General features: G+C 63.1%; 12 protein-coding genes and 1 tRNA gene. 9 read left to right on the top strand and 4 right to left on the bottom strand.

The window, feature by feature from the left end:
• Positions 1 to 44 precede the first annotated feature (44 nt).
• Positions 45 to 134 (top strand) — tRNA-Ser (locus tag NMD1_RS14265).
• 156 nt (positions 135 to 290) lie between these two features.
• Positions 291 to 1580 (top strand): integrase arm-type DNA-binding domain-containing protein, encoded by a 1290-nt coding sequence (locus tag NMD1_RS14270; RefSeq protein WP_125955251.1) that lies wholly within the window; start codon positions 291 to 293, stop codon positions 1578 to 1580.
• 73 nt (positions 1581 to 1653) lie between these two features.
• On the opposite strand, the gene NMD1_RS21250 is transcribed toward NMD1_RS14270, so the two are convergent.
• A complete protein-coding gene (locus NMD1_RS21250) occupies positions 1654 to 1905 on the bottom strand; it encodes a DUF5818 domain-containing protein (RefSeq protein ID WP_125955252.1) in 252 nt (83 codons plus the stop codon).
• Positions 1906 to 2019: 114 nt separating this feature from the next.
• On the opposite strand from NMD1_RS21250, the gene NMD1_RS14280 reads away from it, so the two are divergent.
• From NMD1_RS14280 to NMD1_RS14310, 7 genes are all read left to right on the top strand, one after another.
• On the top strand, positions 2020 to 2442 hold the full coding sequence (locus NMD1_RS14280; RefSeq protein ID WP_125955253.1) for a transposase: 423 nt from the start codon (positions 2020 to 2022) through the stop codon (positions 2440 to 2442).
• A gap of 29 nt (positions 2443 to 2471) precedes the next feature.
• Positions 2472 to 2798 carry an IS66 family insertion sequence element accessory protein TnpB gene (gene tnpB / locus NMD1_RS14285; protein ID WP_199558133.1) on the top strand — a complete coding sequence of 109 codons (327 nt, stop codon included), beginning with the start codon at positions 2472 to 2474 and terminating at the stop codon, positions 2796 to 2798.
• Positions 2799 to 2829: 31 nt separating this feature from the next.
• Positions 2830 to 4353, top strand: a complete 1524-nt coding sequence (locus NMD1_RS14290) for an IS66 family transposase (protein WP_125955255.1) — start codon at positions 2830 to 2832, stop codon at positions 4351 to 4353.
• Positions 4354 to 4791: 438 nt separating this feature from the next.
• Positions 4792 to 5448, top strand: coding sequence for a sigma-70 family RNA polymerase sigma factor (locus tag NMD1_RS14295; RefSeq protein WP_125955256.1), 657 nt, complete (start codon positions 4792 to 4794; stop codon positions 5446 to 5448).
• Between the two features lie 6 nt (positions 5449 to 5454).
• The gene (locus NMD1_RS14300; protein WP_125955257.1) at positions 5455 to 6417 is read left to right on the top strand and encodes a FecR domain-containing protein; all 963 of its coding nucleotides are present in this window, start codon (positions 5455 to 5457) and stop codon (positions 6415 to 6417) included.
• Between the two features lie 283 nt (positions 6418 to 6700).
• A complete protein-coding gene (locus NMD1_RS14305) occupies positions 6701 to 9637 on the top strand; it encodes a TonB-dependent receptor (RefSeq protein ID WP_158453963.1) in 2937 nt (978 codons plus the stop codon).
• A complete protein-coding gene (locus tag NMD1_RS14310) occupies positions 9631 to 11655 on the top strand; it encodes an Atxe2 family lasso peptide isopeptidase (RefSeq protein ID WP_125955259.1) in 2025 nt (674 codons plus the stop codon). The genes NMD1_RS14305 and NMD1_RS14310 overlap by 7 nt, the downstream gene beginning before the upstream one ends.
• Positions 11656 to 11707: 52 nt before the next feature.
• Here the strand turns inward: NMD1_RS14310 and NMD1_RS14315 are convergent, their stop codons facing one another.
• The 3 genes from NMD1_RS14315 to NMD1_RS14325 form a co-directional block, all read right to left on the bottom strand.
• Positions 11708 to 13429: an asparagine synthetase B family protein gene (locus NMD1_RS14315; protein ID WP_125955260.1), complete on the bottom strand. Its 1722-nt coding sequence runs from the start codon at positions 13427 to 13429 to the stop codon at positions 11708 to 11710.
• Positions 13426 to 14103 carry a lasso peptide biosynthesis B2 protein gene (locus tag NMD1_RS14320; protein WP_125955261.1) on the bottom strand — a complete coding sequence of 226 codons (678 nt, stop codon included), beginning with the start codon at positions 14101 to 14103 and terminating at the stop codon, positions 13426 to 13428. The genes NMD1_RS14315 and NMD1_RS14320 overlap by 4 nt, the downstream gene beginning before the upstream one ends.
• Before the next feature lie 66 nt (positions 14104 to 14169).
• Positions 14170 to 14301, bottom strand: coding sequence for a benenodin family lasso peptide (locus NMD1_RS14325; RefSeq protein ID WP_118074434.1), 132 nt, complete (start codon positions 14299 to 14301; stop codon positions 14170 to 14172).
• Between the last annotated feature and the right edge of the window lie 65 nt (positions 14302 to 14366).

Genomic DNA, 14366 nt, shown 5'->3' on the forward strand with positions numbered 1-14366 from the left:
TTCCTCGACCGGACGGCTTTCTAAACCGTCCCTTGGCGCTTCATGGAGAGGTGGCAGAGTGGTCGAATGCGCCGCACTCGAAATGCGGTGTACGGGCAACCGTACCGTGGGTTCGAATCCCACCCTCTCCGCCAGCCACCTGTCTACAAGCTTCCGCTAAACCCCAGAAAATGTTGATTTTCGGCGCTTTTTGAGCTATACAGTTCCCTGTTTGTTCTAATGCTTCCGTATGCCTCCAGAGAGAAATGGGGGCATTTTGGGGGCAGCGAAAATCAGATTTGGGGGCATCCATGCTCAACGATATGGCAGTTCGCAACGCGAAGCCTAAAGACCGTGATTACAAGCTTGCGGATTCGGAGGGGCTCTACCTTTTCGTATCGAAATCGGGCCACAAAAGTTGGCGTTTGAAGTATCGTTTTGCGGGCAAAGAGCGGCGATTGGTATTTGGCCCTTATCCAGAGGTCACTTTAGCCCAGGCGCGAGATCGCAAAGCTGACGCTAGAAAGCTTCTCAGAGAAGGCAGAGACCCGGGTCTGGAAGCGAAAAAGCAAGCTCTTCGAAATGCGGCAGCAGCGGCGAACACATTTGAGGCGATGGCGCGAACGTGGTTTGGGTTGCAGGAGAAGCGCTGGACAGCAGTACATGCCAAGGATGTCATCACCAGCCTTGAAAAGGAGGTGTTCCCGTGGCTCGGCAATGTACCCGTCACGCAGATCGATGAACCGCTTGTACTCGCAGTACTTCGAAAAATTGAAAAGCGTGGCGCAATCGAGACTGCACATCGCGTGAGGCAGCGCATGTCCGCTGTTTTCGTTCACTCGATTGCGGAGGGAGCCTCCAATCGCGACCCGGCCGCGATTGTTGCCAAAGCGTTGAAGCCAGTGCCACGATCGCGGAAGCGGCCTGCTCTCTTAACTCTCGCCGAGCTTCATGATATGATCCGGAAGACAGAGGTAGAGCCTGCCTCGCCGCTCACGAAGCTTGCATCGCGCTTTCTTGCCCTCACGGCGCAAAGACCTGGCATGATCCGCAGCATGCCTTGGTCCGAGCTTGAAGGCATTGACTGGTACGATGCAGAGACAGTTCACCCGGACGCAATTTGGCGCGTCCCGGCAGCACGGATGAAGCTGGTTACCGAGCTAAAGGGGGACATGGCATATGATCATATCGTTCCTCTCGGAAAAGCAGCGGTAGCGGTCCTTCAGGCAGCTCATTCTGTTTCGGGTGACGGACCACTGGTTTTTCCGACCAACCGGAATACCCGTAAACCTATGAGTGAAAACACCCTCAGCTACTTCTACAATCGCTGCGGGTACCAAGGCCGCCACGTGCCGCACGGATGGCGCGCATCCTTCTCGACCATCATGAACGAATGGGCAGAGAGGAACGGTACGCCTGCCGATCGACATGTCATCGATCTCATGCTTGCTCATGTGCCGGACGGTGTGTCCGGCTCCGAAAGTGTCTATAACCGAGCCGGGTATCTGAGCAGGCGACGAGAGATTGCCGAAGCATGGTCAGAAATGCTCATTAACGATTTTTGTCATCCTTCGAAGTTGCTCGCATATCCATCTCGGTGACAAATGTGCGACCTGGATGGCGTTTGGTGCGTATTGTCTAAAGCGCTGTTTTTTTAGCGCGTAGGCCTGCAGGTCAGGAAACTTCTTCTTGCGGGCCGATCCAATCAACGCGCAAGCGATCTAGACCGAAGATCTGCCCTTCGACGATCACCCTGAGATTTGCTGCGAAGTCCTGTTCGTGCTCGTGATCTAGGACCCAGATGGCATCGTCGTCCGTCTTCAATAGCCAGCCACGACGACTCTCTAGCAAAATTCCTGATGCTCTAAGCCGTCGTGTCACCGTACTCTCCCGGCGCGCGAGTGGGCGCTTGCGCACTACGTCCATGCAAACCAAACCCTAGTGTCCGCGTGTACCAATCGAACGCTCTGTGGGCATCTATCGTAAGCGGTGTTCGGGCGCCACCTTGCCTGTTTCGGGTGCTGTGGGTGAAGTGCGGGGATGGACGAGACCCGCCTTACGACCGCATTGGACACCAACATTGGAGTGCCTCTGAAGCCTGGTGGGCGCGTCGAGGTCCTTGGCCGTCTGTCAGGCCGGCGCCGCGTCTGGACGCTTGAGCAGAAGCTGGAGCTGGTCGCGGAGATGGAGCGCAGCGATAACGTCGCGGCCTTTGCTCGTGAGCGAGAGATCAGCACGGCGCTGCTGTACACGTGGCGCAGGGAGCTGCGTTACGCCATGGAGGCCGCCAAGCTTCCCCCACGAGACGAGCCCATGTTTGTGCCGGTCGTGGGTGGATCGCAGCCGAACTCGAGCGATAGCATTGAGGTCGAAGTTGGTGGCGCCGTGGTTCGGATCAGCCAAGCGGCCCGGGCCGATCTTGTCGTGGCGATCATTCAAGCTCTGCAGGCTGGTGCCGCCTGATGATAGGGATCGGCCCGGGTGCGAGGGTGATGGTGGCAACCCGCCCAGTGGATTTCCGCAAGGGCCCCGACGCGCTGGCGGCGCTGGTCGGTGCGGAGTACAGCGGCGATCCCTATTCCGGCGTGATCTACGTGTTCCGGGCCAAGCGCAGCGACCGGATCAAGCTCGTCTGGTGGGACGGCACGGGACTGTGCCTGATGGCCAAGAAGCTGGAGTCCGGCGGGTTCAAGTGGCCGGCAATCCAGGACGGCGTGATGCGGCTGACAGCGGCGCAGCTGGGTGCCTTACTGGAGGGTCTGGACTGGCGCCGGGTGCATGGCGGACGCCGCCCAATCGCCCCGCAGATTGCCGGTTGACGGGGGTTCCGCCTCCTGATTCACTGCCTCCATGCTCATGGAAGCGGACCTCCCCACCGACGTCGAAGCGCTCCGTGCGCTCGTCCTCGAACAGGCCCGCGAGCTTGATGCACTGAAGGTTTTCCAGGCCGAGGTCGAACGCCTGAAGGCGATCATCGAGGCCCTGCAGCGGCACCGCTTCGGCCGCCGTTCCGAGCAACTCGACCCCGATCAGTTCGAGCTTGCCCTTGAGGAGGTCGAGACGGCCTTGGCCGAGGCCCAGCACGCCGTGGATAAGGCAAGCCGGGCCTCGGCGGATCGCCCGCGCAAGGCCAACCGCGGCTCGCTGCCTGCTCACCTGGAGCGGATTGAACAGGTTGTCGATGTCGAAGACAAGGCCTGCCCGTGCTGTGGTGGCGCCCTCCACCAGATCGGTGAGGACGTGGCCGAGCGTCTCGACGTGGTGCCGACCACCTTCCGGGTGCTGGTGACGCGCCGCCCGCGCTATGGCTGCCGTTCGTGCGAGGGCGCGATCGTCCAGGCAGCGGCCCCGGCGCGGATCGTCGAGGGCGGTATCCCCACCGAGGCGCTGATCGCGCAGGTGCTCGTCGCCAAGTACGCCGATCACTTGCCGCTATACCGTCAGGCCCAGATTTACGCCCGCCTGGGTATCCAGCTCGACCGCTCGACCCTGGCGGACTGGGTCGGCCGGGCAGCCTGGTATCTGCGCCCCTTGCGCGATCACATTCTCGAGCGATTGCGACGATCCGAGCGGTTGTTCGCCGACGAGACCACGGCGCCGGTGCTTGACCCCGGGCGCGGGCGGACGAAGACGGGCCAGCTCTGGGCCTATGCCCGCGACGATCGACCATGGGGCGGCGAAGATCCGCCGATGGTGGCCTATGTCTATGCCGCTGACCGCAAGGGCGAGCGCGCAGAAGCGCATCTGGGTGACTTCGCCGGCATCCTGCAGGTCGATGGCTTTAGCGGCTATGCCGCCCTGGCCAAGCGTCGCCAGCAGGTGGGCCTGGCCTTCTGCTGGGCACACGTGAGGCGCAAGTTCTACGAGCTGGCTGACAGCTCCCCGGTCGCAACCGAGGTGCTACGCCGGATCGCCATGCTCTATGCGATCGAGGAGCAGGTTCGTGGCACCTCGGCGGAGCAGCGCCGCGCTGTCCGCGCCGAACAGGCCCGCGTCATCGTCGATGACCTGCATATCTACCTCGAGGCGCGGCTCCGTCAGGTCAGCGCCAAGAGCAAGCTTGCCGATGCGATCCGCTACGCGCTGACCCGCTGGGCCGGGCTGTCGCTGTTCCTCGACGACGGCCGTGTCGAGCTGGATTCCAATACCGTCGAGCGATCAATCCGGCCGCTGGCCCTCAATCGCAAGAACGCGCTCTTCGCCGGCTCTGACGAGGGCGGCGACAACTGGGCGGTGATCGCCACGCTGATCGAGAACTGCAAAATCCACGGCATCAACCCGCATGCCTGGCTGGCCGAGGCACTCTCCAGGCTCGCCGGTGGTCACCCGGCCAACGCCGTCGGTGAGCTCATGCCCTGGACCACCGTGGCCTGAGGACAGCGCTTACCATCTATCCGGCTTAGGCGTGGAATGTAAGACGCAGGAGCCAGATGGACAGTCGCAAACTGATCTGGCCTTGGTTTCGGTTAGAGAGATTGCGCCAAGACCGCTGAGACAAAGGGGCGTCACGCTATCGGCCCTCCGACAATTAGCGATTGTTGTTCCGGCAACGTCAACAACATCGTCCACGCTCCTCCGTCACTAACCCTGCCAAAAGAGTTTGCAGCCGATTTCGTCCAACGGCGACACCGCTGGAGGGCGCAACGCTACCGTATCCAATGTCATCCCAACAGAAGCTTTGTCGTTGCAATCGAAACCGCACTGTCATAGTTTTCAAAGGCGTAGCGTAGATGTGCTGCGTCGAGGCCTGAGAACCTTGCTCTGGTAGCTTTCCCGTTTCTGCCGTCGCATACGGCCGGATCGCCTTTGTCCATGTCCAAGCCCTTCGGGGCCAAAGGCAAAGGCGCATGTCTCCAGACGTGTTCTCAGGATCCGGCCAACCACCGGAATGCCTCGCAGGCTGGGGCTTGGCGATTGACGAATCCTTTTGCAGCACAGGCAGGCCATGACAGCCATAGTCAGAACACCGCACAAGCGCATCCACCCGACGTGGCGGCGATCGAGGCGGAATACCGCCACTCGTGCCCCGCACTGCTCCGTAAACTTGCTCGAAAGACCGGAATGACCTTGGCCGAAGATCTCGTCCAGCAGGTGTTCGTGCGGCTCATGGCGAACCGTCAGCGCCAGATCGAGAATCTGTCCGGGTACGTACGGGTTGCCGCAGACAATGCGCGCAAGGACCTGGTCAGGCAGGAGTTGCGTCAGCACCAGTACAGCCATGAGCCGTTCGAGGATATCCATCCTGGATGTGATCTCCAATCGCAACTCGAAGCGCGCGATCGCCTCGCCCGGCTAGAGCAGGCACTCTCCCGTCTCAAGCCGCTCACGCGAAACATCTTCCTTGCCCGTCGGCTCGATGGCTATAGCTATGCCGAGATCGCAGAACAGACGGGGTTGAGCGTGCGGGGCGTGGAGAAACAGATGAGCCGGGCGCTCAAGGCCCTGGCGCGGCATCTCGCCGAGGATTGACCGCGCGTGAAGAGGCAACCCATTCCCGGCAAGATCCGCGATGAAGCGGCAGAGTGGCTGGCGCGCAACGAGAACGCCGGTCAAGCGCGTGCGCCCGGCTTTCAGACCTGGCTTGCCAGCGATCTGCGACATCGTCTCGCGTATGCCGAAGTGGAGCGCGCGTGGCGCGATAGCCTGGCGCTCGATCAGAGCCCCCTTGGCCAGCAGCGCAAGCTGACCCGTGCACCGTTGCACCTGCAACGCAGCACACAGCTTGCCGCCGTCGGCGCGTGCCTGTTGCTTGGCATGGGATTGCTGACAATGCGGTTTTCAGGGGACCACCCGGTAATCGGCGTTGGAACCACCGTTGAGGCCAGGACATACACTACGGCCACAGGTGAAACACGGACATGGCAGCTTGTCGATGGAAGCTCCCTGACACTCAACGGGCCAAGCAAGGCACGAACCAACATCACTCCCGCTAACCGCCTGGTTACGATTGATGCCGGTCGCGTTCGTATCCGTGTGGCCCGGCGCGGCACGGATGCGATGCAGATCATGAGTGCAGGCACCAGGATCGACAGTGCTGCAGGCACGGTGGAAATTGCGCTCGCCGCAAATGGTCTGCGCGTCGAGGTCGTAGATGGCCAAGTGCAGGTGCAGAACACCGATGGCGCTCGGCACACCCTTGGTCGCGGGGCGCACATGATCGAAGCCGGGCCATCCGGGACCGAGCATCGCTCCGAGCGAAGCTCTTCTGCACAACCTCCAATGACCACCGGTGACCGCATATCCCTGGGAGAGGCGGTCAGCCTGCTCAACGCGCGCAATGCTGTTCAGCTTCGCCTCGCAAGTCCTGCACTGGCCAACAGGACTCTGGCAGGTGCCATCCGCCTCGACGATCCGGTAGGCTTTGCGAGCATTCTCGAGGCCCTGGGCGGAATCAGGGTGACGCAGCACCCCGGCATGCTGGTGATCGACACGGCCTGAAGCTTCCTGCCCCCTCGCGGACCGTGTGAAAGATCCGCGTGCCGTCCGACCGGCGGCTCCTCTGGATGCAAGAGACCTCATTCGCTTCCCGGACAGAGGAAAGGCGGCGGTGGATCGGTGCGCGCTGACGGCTCGGCATGATCTCCACAGTCACGGGGTGACCGGCTGACCGGCTGCGGGCCGTCCGCGACGATGCCCGCCGAAAAGAATTCTGGCGGGTGTTCTCGCGCGACGTCGTCCCAACCGATGCGCGTCCCCTGAGATGGACGCGAGGGAGGCAATCATGACGTTCAAGACATCAACGCATGCCATGGTCATCGCAATGCTGGCGGCACCTCTGTTGGCGGCAGCACCTGCGGGCGCGCAGGAGGCCGATACCCTTGCGCTGGACCTGCCGGCGCAGGCCATGGCGCGATCGCTCCACGATCTTGCCGCCAAGGCCGGTGCAACCATCGTCGCAGACGACAAGCTTGTGGCGGGCCGAACCGCTCCTGCAGTGCAGGGGACCTACACTTTCGCAGGCGCGCTGGGCAAAATCCTCGAAGGCTCAGGGCTTCAGGGCATCGCGACGAGCCAAGGCTACGCAATCCGCTCTGAAGGATCGTCAACGCCAATGCGCGGGGCATCCGCAGACAGCACGGCTGACGATATCGTGGTAACCGGCACGCGCATTCGCGGTTCGGCGCCGGCGGGCGCTGCCGTGATCGCGATCGACCGAAAGGCGATCCAGGAAAGCGGCAGGGCCACAGTGCAGGACCTGGTATCGGTCCTTCCGCAGAACTTCGGCGGGGGCCCCAATGAAGGCACGCTCGGCTTTACCCAGCGGAACAATGCCAATGCCAATATCGGTTCGGGTGCCAGCATCAACCTGCGCGGCCTTGGCACGACCTCGACCCTGACGCTCGTCGATGGCAATCGGCTGGCGCTGGGAGCCGCGAGCTCCATCGTCGACATTTCACTGATACCGGCCAGTGCCATCGAACGCATCGAAGTCCTCGCAGATGGTGCGTCAGCCATCTACGGCTCCGATGCTGTTGCAGGCGTGGTCAACGTACGCTTGCGGCGCGGATATGAAGGTGCCGAGACATCGTTTCGGGTGGGTATGGCTGACGGCTTCAGCGAGGTCCAGGCAAGTCAGCTGGCAGGTCTGCGCTGGAACAGCGGCAGCCTGATGGCGGCTTACGAGTTCTACCGGCGCGACCGCCTCGGGGCCCAGGACCGTGATTACGCAACAGAGGACCTTACCCGCTTTGGGGGCCCTGACTATCGTCAGGCCTTCGCCAACCCCGGCACGATAACTGCAGCCAACGGCGCTATCTTCGGCATACCGGCCGGACAGGATGGCAGGGCACTTGCGCCAGGCGATCTGCTTGCCGGAGTGCGCAATCTTGGCGACGGTCGGCGCCTGACCGACATCCTGCCACGCACACGACGTCACGCAGGGCTTATCGCGCTAGAACAGGACCTGTCGTCGTGGCTGACGATGCGGCTTCAGGGCTTTGCGGCCGACCGCCGCTCGGACCAGCGTTACATCGTCTTCGGATCGCAGGTTACCGTGCCCGCGAGCAACCCGTTCTATGTCGATCCAATCGGAACGGGGCAGCCCATAAGCGTCGGTTATGATTTCCGGGACGACCTCGGGGCCACGGTCAATCGTTCGCATGTCACCAACTGGACGGTTGCGGGTGCGCTGGAAGCACGCTTCGGGGCATGGCGGGCCGAGGCTTACGGCAATCATGGCGTCCAGCATGAAGAGCTGCTGCGGGACAATCTCGTCAATCGCGCCCGGCTCGCGCAGGCTCTCGCAGATCCCGATCCGGCCAAGGCCTTCAATCTGTTCGGTGACGGCTCTTACACCAGCGCAGCCACGATCGACTATGTGCGCGGATCATCGCGGACAAGTGCGCGAGCGCGCCAGACGACCACCGGTCTCAAGTTCGACGGGCCGCTCCTGACGCTTCCAGGGGGAGCGCTGACGCTGGCATTCGGGGGAGAGTATCGCGAGGAGGGCTACGGCTCGCGTAGCCTTGCGGATGAAACGACGCTCGTTCCTGTCGCGAGTGGCGACAATGGATATCCGCTTGCGCGTAACGTGATTGCGGGATTTGCCGAACTTCGTGCACCGCTGGTTGGCCCCGAGCAGGGCATTGCGGGCGTGTATCGGCTCGACCTGTCGGTCGCAGGACGCATTGAGCACTACTCGGATTTCGGGACGACGACCAACCCCAAGGTCGGACTAACGTGGGAGCCTGTGCAAGGCCTTGCGCTGCGAGGGTCGTATGGCACCTCGTTTCGAGCACCCGGCTTCTTCGACGTGCGCCAGGGCCCGGGGCTCAGCCAGGTCGTGCCGATACCCGTTACAGACCCCGGTTCGCCCTCCGGCAGCAGCAATGTCATTGCCTTGTTCGGCAATGATCCGGGGATCGGACCGGAACGCGCGCGGACCTGGACGGCAGGTTTTGACTTCAAACCGCCTGCGATCCCGTGGCTTTCGATGAGCGCCACGTACTTCGACATTTCTTACAAGGATCGCATCTTCAATCCCGCGGTCGATGCTTTCACGTTCCTGGCCCAGCGGTCGCGTTACGAGCCGCTGATCACGGCCAATCCGTCGCCAGCGCAAGTGGCAAGCTTCTATGCGAGCCCCGATTTCAGCAATCCCTTCGGCATTGCTGCAGGCTCGATCCGCTACGTGATCGATGCGCGCAACGCCAACCTGGCACGCAACCATCTCGACGGGATCGATTTTGATCTCAGTTATCGCCACGAGACAGCCCGAGGTGCGCTTTCGCTTGGTGCATCGGGGAGCTGGCTGTTCCACCTGACGCAGCAGTTGACGTCGGCTGCTCCGCGCACGCAGGCGCTCGGGACGATCGGCAACCCGGTGCGCTATCGTTTGCGCGGGCGCGCCGGGTTCGAGCAGGACGGTTTCGGGGCCACAGCCTTCGTCAATCACATGGCGGGCTATCGCAACACGGCGGTGGCACCGGTCGAGCCGGTTGCAAGCTGGACGACAGTCGATCTTACGCTTTCCAAGCGGTTTGGAGATGAAGCCGGGGCCTTGGCGGGCACGCGCTTTGCCTTGAGCATCACGAACCTGTTCGATCGCGACCCGCCTTATGTAAACAATCGCACCCCGTTCAGCGCAGCCGGCTTCGATCCCGAGCAGGCAAGCGCGGTCGGACGGTTTGTCGCGGTGCAGGTGACCAAGTCATGGTGAAGCGATGGCATCCAGCCCCGCTGTCGCTTGCCCTGGCCGCCCTGGTCCCGTTTGCAGCGCAGGCTGCGGACGGGGCCGGGATCCGGCCCGCCATAGAAATCACGCGGATCGACAGCCCTTCCATCTCGCCGGATGGCACGCTTGCCCTCTGGCGCGAGTACCGCGCCTCGGTCGACCGCAACGACTATGATGTCGCATGGCTTGTGGCGCCGTCTGACGGTTCAGCGCCTGCCAGACGCATCGCTGATGCTGGGGAAATCGAATGGCTCAACGGCTTTCCCCTGACTTCAGGCGCGCAGTGGACGCGCGATGGCAGAACCGTGCTGTTTCGCAAGATCGCAGGCGGGCAAGTCCAGGTCTGGCAGGCGGCGACCGATGGTTCAGGCGCTGCGCAAGTTACCAGCGAGGCTGGCAATGTCAGGGACATGATCCCGCTTGCAGGTGGCAAGACATGGTTGCTCGGGTTTGGCCCGGAGCGCGCCGCGATCGAGGCAGCCGAGCAGGCCGAGTACGATAGCGGAACGCGGATCGATGCGTCGGTCGACCCGCAACGGCCGCTGTATCGTGGCGATCGCATCGATGGCCGCTGGGCCAGCGGACGTCTCCAGGGTGTCTGGTTCGAGCAAGGCGGCGTCATCGCCGCGGGCAAGCCCAGGCTCAAGGTGCTTGGACAAGACCTCGCGACAATCCGCGACGCAACAGCCGAAGAAGCTCGCAATTACGCCTCCCGCCCGCGCTCGCTCGAAGGATTGGCTGACTGGTACGTCGCCCTGCGCCAGCCCTCCGGCGATGCCAGGGGCATGGCGGTTGTCCTGTCGAAAGGCCTCTCGTGGCGGTTGGCCGTGATCAATGCCGAAGGGAAGGAACTTGCGCGCTGCGAAGCCGTGCAATGCACAGCCGCCCGGGCGCGCTCAGTCGCCTGGGCTGGCACGGACAATGCCCTGATTTTCGAAAGCCGCAATCGCGACGGTGGCAGCACTCTGGCAAGATGGGACTTGGCCAGTGGGCAGGTCGAGGAGGTGTTCCAGAGTTCGGGCGAACGCAATGGCGGAGACAACGGCAAGGCCTGCGCAGCTTCGACCCGCAGGCTCATCTGCGTCGCCTCCTCGGCCAACGCGCCGCCGCGCGTGGTGGCAATTGATCTGGCAACACGCCATGAGCAGGTCCTAAGCGCGCCCAATCCGCCACTCGAGAACCCAACTATCCGCTTCGACCGGCGGGTCTGGCAAGACCGCGCAGGGCGAACGTTCTCGGGCTATCTGGCCTTGCCGCCAGGCCAAACCGGGCCGGTGCCGCTGTTCATTACCTACTATTCCTGCGAGGGGTATCTGCGCGGAGGAACGGGGGACGAGTATCCCTTGCGCGATCTCGCGGCATCGGGAATCGCGGCTTTGTGCATCAATCGTCATCCCGGCCTGGCGGGCGGCGGGGACAACGTCGAAGCCTACAGGGTCGCTGCCAGCGGGATCGAGGCGATCATCGGAGAACTGTCCGGGCAGGGCAGGATCGATGCCTCGCGCGTCGGCATGGGCGGGGTAAGCTTCGGCGGCGAAGTCACAGCCTGGCTCGCCATGCACACAAAGTTGCTGAAGGTCGCAGCCGTAGCCAACGTCATGGTGACGCCAACCTACTACTGGTTCAATGCCGTCGCGGGGCGCGACGTGCCCGCCATGCTCAAGTCGGCCTGGGGCCTGGGTGATCCCGATACGGATCAGGCCGGGTGGAGGCGCGTATCCCCTTCCTTCAATGCCGACCGCATCTCGGTGCCCTTGCTGATGCAATTGCCCGAACAGGAGTATCGCGCCAACGTCGAGCTCCTTGCGCGGCTGCAGCACGCCGGGAAACCAGTCGAACTCTGGGCTTTTCCCGGCGAAATGCACCTCAAGTGGCAACCGCGTCACCAGCTGGCGGCCAACTTGCGCAACTTCGACTGGTTCAGGTTCTGGCTGCTGGGAGACGCGGGCAGCAAGCCTGCTGATCCGGCATCCTGGCAACGCTGGCGGGATATGAAGCCCTGAGCGCTCATCGGTCCGCCATCGCCATTGCTGAACGATTGCGCCGGTCAGCAACTCAAGGGTCGCCAAGCCATGCGCGAAGCCAGCCCTCGGTGTCGATCAGCGGCAGAAGAAGATGTGCCCGAGGATCGGCGCGCCTTGCCTTCTCCCGTAGCGCGCTCTCCACTCTGGCCAGATCAAGCAGGCCCTGGTGCGCGAGATGGCCATCGAGCAGAAACGGCATAAGCGCTTCCGCCTGCTGCTCTATCGCAGCCAGGGCATAGCCATCGAGTGCTCCTTTGCTGCGTCGATCGCGGATCAGGTCTGGCAGGCGGTTTGCAAACGCGGCACGGGCTACGGCCCGGTCCTGCCCGCCCTCGACCCAGAGCCAGCTTGGTATGCGCAAGGCAGTCTCGACGACGGGCTGGCTGAGCAGCGGAAACCATGTCGGGGCTATGGTGTGGCGAGGATAACCGTCGACGTGGGCGAGGCTGGCGAGGATGGCATGAACATGGTCCCGCTTTCCGGGCAACATGCTGCTGGTTTCCGCGAGCCAGGGGTGTGGCGGTGCATCGGGGAGGGGCACGGTATCGGCGAGATATCCGCGTGCGCGCGGCCAACTGCCCGGATCGTTTGCGCCTCGTGCCAGCTGCCAGGCCCTGCCAGCGACCGACCAGACACTGGCGTTGTGATAGCGGGCCAGCGCCTCGATGGTGCGCCAGGTGGTCCTGGCCGCCCAACCCGACCTGTTGGCGGCATCCGCTGCGGCCCCGGCAGCGTTGGGCGTTGCGAAAACGCAATCACCGCCCGCACCGCTGAAGAATGCCGTGATCGCTTGCGCCGTGCCTTCCTCTGACAGCACTGCATCGGCAGCGCCGAGGATCGCTGGCAGGCCCGGACGGGCTTCGCGGCTGCGGGCCGGGCCAACCAGGTTGGATTTTCCGACTTCGCGCAATGTGAGTGCGATGCCTGCAGCATCGGCGGCGGCCTGCGCATAGATGCGCTCATCGCTCTCTGCCGAGCCCGTCGAAAGGCTGACCGCTTGTCCCTGGCCCTCACACCTTGCCAGGGCTGCTGCGATGATCGAGGAATCAAGCCCACCCGACAGTTCGAGCAGGACCGCGCCATCGCCTGCCAGGCACCGGACAGCCTCGTCTATGATCTCGGCAAGGCGCCTGCTGGCGTCAGCGAAGTCCGCGATCTCGATATCTGTGCGCACGAACATGCCCGGGGACCAGGCCATTGTCCGCCGCGCCGGCTCCACGGCAAAATCAAGCCATTGCCCGCCCAGAAGTTCTTCGATGCCGACAAGGCCGGTCTGCGCGGTCTTGAGGTGCAGGAAAGCAAGATGGTTCGCGACAAAAGACCAGTCGATCTGGGGCCTTGCAGCGCGTGCCGCCGCAAGCTCCGGGACATGCGAGGAGATCCACAGTCTGCCGGCCACAGCGGCCGTGTAGACTGGGAGATGGCCAAGCGGCGCTCGCAGCAACCACGATGGACGCCCGCTCTTGGACATGTGCAGAGCAAGGTAGTTGCCCCAGCAATGCGCCACGAGCAGGTCGGGATGAAGATCGGCGCGCTGCAACACCGCAAGATCGCCGAAGATCTGTCCGATGATCACAGTCCTGCCGATTTGCCGCAGTTCGGTCGATGGCGAGACATGAATGGTCAGCCCTTCGAACCTTCGTGCGCGCCATGGACCGGGCAGCCGGTGAACGAGATTTTCGGCCGATCGCGAATCTGGTCGCACATCCGACTGTCCATCCAGGTCGCATGCGACGAGATAGCCTTCGGTCACAGTGCCAGTACCACGACGAAGCGGCGCACCTTGTCCAGTGGATCGGTCAGCACGAGGCTGCCCGATTGCACCCAGCAATGGGCTTCGAAGGGATGGAGTTTTACCCCGAAGACAAGATCGACCGCAAAACCCTCGCGCCTTGCCATGCGCGTATAGGCCAGCGCATCGGGGAGGCATCTTGGCCGAACCGGCGCCCAGCGTCGCGCCCGGTCGAACGCACGGGCGTGGGTCACAAGGTCACGTGTCGTACGTCCACCAGACACTGCAGGCAGGTCGATCAGCACCTGGTCGAGCGGTGCCGAGCGCAGATCCATTCTGGCGCGGATGCAGTTCCAGACGCTTGCGAGCAAATGCAGCGGTCGCAACCAACCGGCTTCGGGACCTTCCACTGCGCTCGCGGTCGGTGTCCGGATATCTGCAGCCGTCAGCCAGGGTCCTGAGCCCTGTTCTCCCTTCGTCAGCAGGCCATGTCTTACGAGTGTGCGGCAGTCGTCCTGAGACAATGGACATGGCTTGCCGCAGCGCAGGTCCAGCAGCGCTGATGCGCAAGACCCGCTCCACATCGTGTAGCGATCATGCCGGACATCGAGCACGACTGCCTTGTCGCCGATCTGCGCAACACCGACCCCGGCTGCGATCCGGCATGAGGAAAGATAGGACCCAGGCGCTGTCATGTCCGCCTCGCACAAGCACAAGGCAGGTGCGCCGGGCCAGCAAGGCCTTGCGCACCTGCCAGTGGATCAGTCGCGATCAAGGCCCGGCAGCTGCGCGAGCACACCGAACTCGATCCGGTCTCCCGGAGGGCCGAGCGTTTCGATGCTGGCGGTGCCCAGGTCTTCGACGTCCTCGACGAGATCGAACGTGCGTTCCATCGGTCTTCTCCTTTTCACCTCGCCGCGTGATTGCGGCAGGATCAGACTATGGAAGGCGCCGTTTG

Source organism: Novosphingobium sp. MD-1 (assembly GCF_001014975.1).
Classification (GTDB): domain Bacteria; phylum Pseudomonadota; class Alphaproteobacteria; order Sphingomonadales; family Sphingomonadaceae; genus Novosphingobium.

Coding starts and splice junctions, on each gene's coding strand:
- NMD1_RS14270 (WP_125955251.1), top strand. CDS start 291: ATGCTCAACGATATGGCAGTTCGCAACGCGAAGCCTAAAGACCGTGAT.
- NMD1_RS21250 (WP_125955252.1), bottom strand. CDS start 1,905: ATGGACGTAGTGCGCAAGCGCCCACTCGCGCGCCGGGAGAGTACGGTG.
- NMD1_RS14280 (WP_125955253.1), top strand. CDS start 2,020: ATGGACGAGACCCGCCTTACGACCGCATTGGACACCAACATTGGAGTG.
- tnpB (WP_199558133.1), top strand. CDS start 2,472: ATGGTGGCAACCCGCCCAGTGGATTTCCGCAAGGGCCCCGACGCGCTG.
- NMD1_RS14290 (WP_125955255.1), top strand. CDS start 2,830: ATGCTCATGGAAGCGGACCTCCCCACCGACGTCGAAGCGCTCCGTGCG.
- NMD1_RS14295 (WP_125955256.1), top strand. CDS start 4,792: ATGTCCAAGCCCTTCGGGGCCAAAGGCAAAGGCGCATGTCTCCAGACG.
- NMD1_RS14305 (WP_158453963.1), top strand. CDS start 6,701: ATGACGTTCAAGACATCAACGCATGCCATGGTCATCGCAATGCTGGCG.
- NMD1_RS14310 (WP_125955259.1), top strand. CDS start 9,631: ATGGTGAAGCGATGGCATCCAGCCCCGCTGTCGCTTGCCCTGGCCGCC.
- NMD1_RS14320 (WP_125955261.1), bottom strand. CDS start 14,103: ATGACAGCGCCTGGGTCCTATCTTTCCTCATGCCGGATCGCAGCCGGG.
- NMD1_RS14325 (WP_118074434.1), bottom strand. CDS start 14,301: ATGGAACGCACGTTCGATCTCGTCGAGGACGTCGAAGACCTGGGCACC.